The organism is Tropicimonas sp., assembly GCF_047971885.1.
Taxonomy (GTDB): Bacteria; Pseudomonadota; Alphaproteobacteria; order Rhodobacterales; family Rhodobacteraceae; genus Tropicimonas.
The window spans coordinates 1-6233 of the sequence record NZ_JBKEAE010000117.1; the positions used below are offsets into that span (position 1 = coordinate 1).

Genomic DNA, 6233 nt, shown 5'->3' on the forward strand with positions numbered 1-6233 from the left:
TGTGCGGGCGCACAGCCCTGATCACGGGCGGCGGCAGCGGGATTGGGCTGGCCATCGCGCGCGCGCTTGCCGCTTCGGGCGCGCGCGTCGTCATTGCCGGCCGGCGGAAGGCGGTGCTCGATGCTGCCGTGGCGGGGTTGCCGGAGGGCGCGCTGTCGGTGCCGCTCGATCTCGCCCAAACGGGCACCATTGCAGGGGTCTTCGCCGATATTGCCGGGCGGGCCGGACAGATCGACATTCTTGTCAACAACGCCGGCAACACGGTCAAGAAACCGTTCGTCGAATCGGATCTGGCCGATTTCGACCGGGTGGTCGATGTCCATGTCCGCGGTGCGGTCGAGCTTTCGCGCCAGTTCGCGCGGCAGGATTTCGGTGGCCGGCCGGCGAGCATCCTGTTCATCTCGTCGATGACGGCCTTCATCGGCCAGCCGCTGGTGCTGGGATATACAACCGCAAAATCCGCCATCTCCGGGTTGGTGCGGGGGCTGTCGGCCGAACTGGCCAGGCGCGACATACGGGTCAACGCCGTGGCGCCAGGATGGATCGATACCGAACTCTACCGGCAGGCCACGGCGGGCGATCTTCCGCGCCAGCACAAGATTCTGGGGCGTATTCCGATGGGCCGGCTCGGCCTGCCCGGGGAGATCGGCAATGCCTGCGCTTTCCTCGTCTCGCCTGCGGCCTCCTATATCACCGGACAGGTGATTCTGGTCGATGGCGGCGGTGCAACCGGATTTTGAAAGAGGATCCCATGACAGATTCCGAGAAGTTCGCATTGGTGCGCGACAGGCTTTTCACCGCCGTGGTCGGCGACGTGCTCGATGTGATGGGTTTTCGCCACCAGTTCCTGCCTCAGGGTATTCTTCCCCTGACACCGGGGACCCGCATCGCCGGCAGGGCAATGCCGGTGCTGGAGGCCAATTACCCCGAGGGCGGCTCGCGTGGCCCGCTGTCGGACAAGGCGTTCGGCGTGATGTTCGAGGCGCTCGACGACCTGAAGCCCGGCGAGATTTATGTCGCCAGCGGCTCCTCGCTCGATTACGCGATGTGGGGCGGGCTGATGTCGACGCGGGCGCTGCATCTGAAGGCGGCGGGTGCGGTTCTGAACGGACATGTCCGCGACACCGCCGAGATCCGCCGGCTCGGCTTTCCGGTTTTCTCGCGCGGCGTCTATGCGCAGGATCAGGGTGTGCGTGGCAAGGTGCTCGATTACCGCGTGCCGCTGCGCATCGGACAGGTGGACATTCGCCCCGGCGATATGATGTTCTGCGACGACGAGGGATGTCTCGTGATCCCGCAGGCGGTCGAGGCGGAGGCGATCGAACGCGCGATCGAAAAGGCCGGAACCGAGAATGCGGTCGCGATGGCGATCCGTGACGGAATGACGGCGCGGCAGGCTTTTGACGAGTTTGGTGTCATGTAGTGACCGCTCCCGCGCCCCTGAAGTGGAGATTGGAAGTCAGGTGTCGCGCAGCAACGCTGTCTACAAGGAAACCTACAACCGTTTTCTCGATATCATGGACGAACTCGGAGTCGAGGGCCGGTTGCCGCCGGAAATGGAGATTGCCAGCCGGCTGGGTACGTCGCGAACCACCGTCCGCTCGGTACTGGAACGGCTGGACACCAAGGGGCTGATCGAATGGGAGGGGCGCCGCAAGACGATACGCAGGCTCCCCCGGAAGTCGGACTATTTCGAACGAGCCGAAACGCAGACCCCGGTCGAGAAGGTCGAAATAGCCTTCATGGAATATGTGCTTGGCGGCGATCTGGCTCCCGGCAGCATCCTGCGCGAAAGTGAACTGGCACGCGCCTTCGGAACCAGCGCCGCCGCCGTACACGAGTTCATGATAGATTTCGCCCGCTACGGTCTGATCGAGAAAAAACCGAACCGGCACTGGGTTCTGCGCGGCTTCACTCGCAGTTACGCCATAGAATTGTTCGACGTGCGCGAGATGTTCGAGCTTCGTGCACTGGAGCGGTTTGCAAGCGCAGCGCCCGGCAGCCCCGCCCATCTGGCGCTTCTGGAACTGAAGCAGGAGCATATCGAGCTATCCGCCGATACCGAGCGTCGCTACCTGCGGTTTCCGCGCCTCGACGATCGCTTTCACCGGGTGTTTCTCGGCGAGCTCGGAAACCGGTTCGCCGATGATTTCCACCAGATCGTCCGCATGATCTTTCACTTCCACTATCGCTGGAACAAGGTCGACGAGGTTGAGCGCAACCTTGTCGCGGCGCAGGAACACCTTGCGGTGATCGAAGCGGTGGAACGGGGTGATATGAACGCTGCCGCCGAAGCGTTCAAGGCGCACCTCGACTCGGCGCGTCGCACGTTGCTCGCTTCGGTGCAGTGGGAGGAATGACATGAAACTGACGTGGTCCCCGTCCCACGTCAGCCCTGGTCAGGCGCTACAGTTCAACAACTGGCCCAAAACCCGCGATCAGCTCTGAATTCTGCAACAATACCGGGACGGTCGCATCATCAATGCCAGGGAAATTAGCAAGTTGTTTAGAATTGGCACGCCAAATGGGTGCAGGAATTTCCGGGAGCAGGCCATGTACCGCCAGGCTGAGGTTTCGTTCGGGAGCGATGGATCGGGCGATCTTTCCGGCGGTTGCCGCCGGGAGGAGGGCAACATTCTTGCAACCGTGCGCCGGGCGCTCGACCGCAGGGATGTGCTGCTGGCCTATCAGCCCGTTGTCGATGCGCGCCGGCCCGACCGGCCCGCGTTCTTCGAGGGGCTGTTGCGGGTGATCGACGATACGGGCCGGATCATTCCCGCCGGCCAGTTCATCGAGCCCTGCGAACGGTTGCCGATGGGCCGGATGCTCGATTGTCTGGCGCTCGAAAAGGGGCTTGAAGCGCTTTCGGCGGCGCCGGATCTCAGGCTTGCCATAAACCTTTCTCCACGGTCCATCGGTCATCCGCGCTGGCTGTCGACTCTCGAGGCGGGGCTGGCCGGCGCGCCGACAATCGCGGAGCGCCTGATTGTCGAGATCACCGAAAGCTCCCCCATCCTGCTGCCCGCCGAAACGCGCGCCTTCATGGCGGATCTGCGGCGGCGGGGGATCAGTTTCGCGCTCGATGATTTCGGGGCGGGCCATGCCTCGTTCCTTCATCTCAGCAGGTTCGAGTTCGACTTCCTGAAGATAACGGGAGAACTGACGACCGGCATCCACCGCAACCGCACCAACCAGGTTCTGGTGCAGGCGCTGGTCTCGGTTGCCGGACAGTTCGAGATGATGACCGTTGCCGAAGCCGTCGAGGAAGCCGAAGAGGCGCGCTGTCTGTCCGGAATTGGCATAGATTGTCTTCAGGGCTACCATTTTGGTATGCCGACGATCCGCCCGCAGTGGAGCGATTGTCCCGCGGCGATGCGGAACGCGGGCTGACAACACCTTCGGGTTTGCGACCATCGGGTTTTGCCTGCGCCAGGCTGGAGGCCCGAACCCGTCCGCCGGACGGGGCTTTGTCCGGCGGACCCCGGGGAACCTTCCCCTTGCAAGCGCAAACCCCGCCCCCTAATCAGAACAGACATTTTTGGGCGCCGCGCGAACGGCCGCGATGGCCGGTGCGCCCAATGTGATCTGATGGAACCTGAACAGGAGTTACCATGACCAATGTCGTTATCGCCTCGGCTGGCCGGACCGCCGTCGGCAGTTTTCTCGGGTCATTTGCCAACACGCCTGCATCTGACCTGGGCGCCACGGTGCTGAAGGCGGTTGTCGAACGGGCGGGCGTCGATCCTTCGGAAGTGTCCGAGACCATTCTCGGCCAGGTGCTGACTGCTGCGCAGGGGCAAAATCCCGCCCGCCAGGCGCATATCAACGCCGGCTTCCCCAGGGAAAGCTCGGCCTGGTCGCTCAATCAGGTGTGCGGCTCTGGCCTGCGCGCGGTGGCGCTGGCGGCGCAGAACATCATGCTCGGCGATGCGTCGATCGTCGCCGCAGGCGGGCAGGAGAACATGTCGCTCAGCCCGCATGGGGCCAACCTGCGGCAGGGTCACAAGATGGGCGACATGAAGTTCGTCGACACGATGATCCGCGACGGGCTGTGGGACGCCTTCAACAACTACCACATGGGGCAGACCGCCGAGAACGTCGCCGCGCAGTGGGAGATCAGCCGCGACATGCAGGACGAATTCGCCGTCGCCTCGCAGAACAAGGCCGAGGCGGCCCAGAAGGCGGGCAGGTTCGCCGACGAGATCGTTCCCTTCACTGTCCGGACCCGCAAGGGCGACATCGTGATCGACCGCGACGAGTATATCCGCCTGGGCGCGACGATCGAGGCGATGCAGAAGCTTCGCCCGGCCTTCACCAGGGACGGCACGGTGACGGCGGGCAATGCCAGCGGCATCAACGACGGCGCGGCGGCGGTGCTGTGCATGAGCGCCGACGAGGCCGAGCGGCGCGGCATCGAGCCACTGGCCCGCATCGCCTCCTATGCCACCGCCGGGCTCGATCCGTCGATCATGGGTGTCGGCCCGATCTATGCGTCGCGCAAGGCGCTCGACAAGGCGGGCTGGACGGTCGCCGATCTCGATCTGGTCGAGGCCAACGAGGCTTTCGCCGCCCAGGCCTGCGCGGTCAACAAGGACATGGGCTGGGATCCGGCAATCGTCAACGTGAACGGCGGCGCCATCGCCATCGGCCATCCGATCGGCGCTTCGGGTGCACGTATCCTGAACACGCTTCTTTTCGAGATGAAGCGCCGGAACGCCCGGCGCGGGCTTGCCACGCTGTGCATCGGCGGCGGCATGGGGGTTGCCCTCTGTCTTGAACGCCCCTAAGACCGGAAGGGGCCGGCACAACGCGGGGCGCCTGACCGGCGCCCCTTTTTTCGGAGAAACAAACAACAGGCTTGATGCGGCGCGCCATCCGCGCAAGATTGTTGCGCAGGGAGCGGCAGCAAACGTAGCGGAGTTGCCGGAGGCCCGGGCAAAGCTGGAGGGATACCATGGCAAGAGTTGCAATTGTTACCGGGGGAACCCGCGGGATCGGGGCCGCAATTTCGAAGGAACTGAAAGCGGCTGGTTTCGAAGTCGCCGCGAACTACGCCGGAAACGACGAAGCGGCGGCCAAATTCTCCGAGGAAACCGGCATCAAGACCTACAAATGGTCGGTTGCCGACTACGACGCCTGCGTGAACGGCATAAAGCTGGTCGAGGACGACCTCGGCCCGGTCGACGTTCTGGTCAACAATGCCGGGATCACTCGCGATGCCATGTTCCACCGCATGCGGCCGGATCAGTGGAACGATGTGATCAACACCAATCTCAACGGCATGTTCAACATGACGCACCCGGTCTATCCCGGCATGCGCGAGCGCAAGTGGGGCCGAATCATCAACATCAGTTCCGTCAACGGCCAGAAGGGGCAGGCCGGGCAGACGAACTATTCGGCGTCCAAGGCAGGGGATATCGGCTTTACCCGGGCGCTGGCGCAGGAATGCGCGCGCGTCGGCGTTACCGTGAACGCCATCTGTCCGGGCTATATCGCAACCGAGATGGTTCGCGCGATCGACGAGAAGGTGTTGAACGAACGGATCATTCCGCAGATCCCGGTGGGCCGCCTTGGTGAGCCCGAAGAGGTCGCACGCTGTGTGCTCTTTCTTGCTTCGGAAGACGCCGGGTTCATCACCGGTGCGACGATCTCGGCCAACGGCGGCCAGTTCTTCAGCTGACCGGACCGCGCCACTCGCCGGGGTTTCCGGACTGTCGCCCCCGCCGCACCTGTCGGCGGGGGCTTTGCGTAATCACCCGTCGGCGGGAAAGACCTGCGGCGACGGGCGCCACCGTCGGGCACCGACCTGCGGCGGGTGACTGGTACGCAATGGCCGGGCAAGCCACGCCAGGAACCCGGTGAAGGCGCGGGCGCGCTCCAGATGCGCCATCCCGATGGCGGCGCGCGTTGCTGTCCGTGTTGTGGCTTCGAACATTCCGGGTATCTCCGAAATCAATAATTACTTGATCAAATCCAGTATTACTGAGAGATTTGACCAGTACAAACGAGATATTTACGAAAGCCGATCAAGAAAATTTTGATGTCAAACAACCGCCCTCCACCCCTGACCGCCCTGCGCGCCTTCGAGGCGGCCGCGCGGCACATGTCGTTCGCCAAGGCTGCGGAAGAGCTGCATGTAACGCCGGCGGCGCTGTCGTTTCAGATCAAGTCGCTCGAGGAGCATCTGGGGCAGCCGGTGTTTCGCCGGCTGAATCGGACAGTGGAACTGACCG

At 63.6% G+C, this 6233-nt stretch carries 8 protein-coding genes; 7 read left to right on the forward strand and 1 reads right to left on the reverse strand.

Going from position 1 to position 6233, the window contains the following annotated elements; all coding sequences use genetic code 11:
- The 6 genes from ACK5IR_RS09810 to phbB all read left to right on the forward strand — a co-directional run.
- A partial coding sequence (locus ACK5IR_RS09810) for an SDR family NAD(P)-dependent oxidoreductase (RefSeq protein WP_416928366.1) occupies positions 1 to 740 on the forward strand: 740 nt, incomplete at its 5' end.
- Between the two features lie 11 nt (positions 741 to 751).
- Positions 752 to 1423, forward strand: coding sequence for an RraA family protein (locus ACK5IR_RS09815; protein ID WP_416928368.1), 672 nt, complete (start codon positions 752 to 754; stop codon positions 1421 to 1423).
- A gap of 40 nt (positions 1424 to 1463) precedes the next feature.
- Complete coding sequence (locus tag ACK5IR_RS09820) at positions 1464 to 2360, forward strand: GntR family transcriptional regulator (RefSeq protein ID WP_416928370.1); 897 nt, start codon at positions 1464 to 1466, stop codon at positions 2358 to 2360.
- A 193-nt stretch (positions 2361 to 2553) separates the two neighbouring features.
- Entirely contained in the window at positions 2554 to 3390 is an 837-nt protein-coding gene (locus ACK5IR_RS09825) for an EAL domain-containing protein (RefSeq protein ID WP_416928372.1), read from the forward strand.
- Between the two features lie 221 nt (positions 3391 to 3611).
- Entirely contained in the window at positions 3612 to 4787 is a 1176-nt protein-coding gene (locus tag ACK5IR_RS09830; protein ID WP_416928374.1) for an acetyl-CoA C-acetyltransferase, read from the forward strand.
- A gap of 167 nt (positions 4788 to 4954) precedes the next feature.
- Entirely contained in the window at positions 4955 to 5680 is a 726-nt protein-coding gene (phbB, locus tag ACK5IR_RS09835; protein WP_416928376.1) for an acetoacetyl-CoA reductase, read from the forward strand.
- A gap of 72 nt (positions 5681 to 5752) precedes the next feature.
- Here the strand turns inward: phbB and ACK5IR_RS09840 are convergent, their stop codons facing one another.
- The gene (locus ACK5IR_RS09840) at positions 5753 to 5935 is read right to left on the reverse strand and encodes a hypothetical protein (RefSeq protein WP_416928378.1); all 183 of its coding nucleotides are present in this window, start codon (positions 5933 to 5935) and stop codon (positions 5753 to 5755) included.
- A gap of 105 nt (positions 5936 to 6040) precedes the next feature.
- On the opposite strand from ACK5IR_RS09840, the gene ACK5IR_RS09845 reads away from it, so the two are divergent.
- Positions 6041 to 6233 (forward strand): LysR family transcriptional regulator (locus ACK5IR_RS09845; RefSeq protein ID WP_416928380.1); only part of this gene is annotated, 193 nt, incomplete at its 3' end.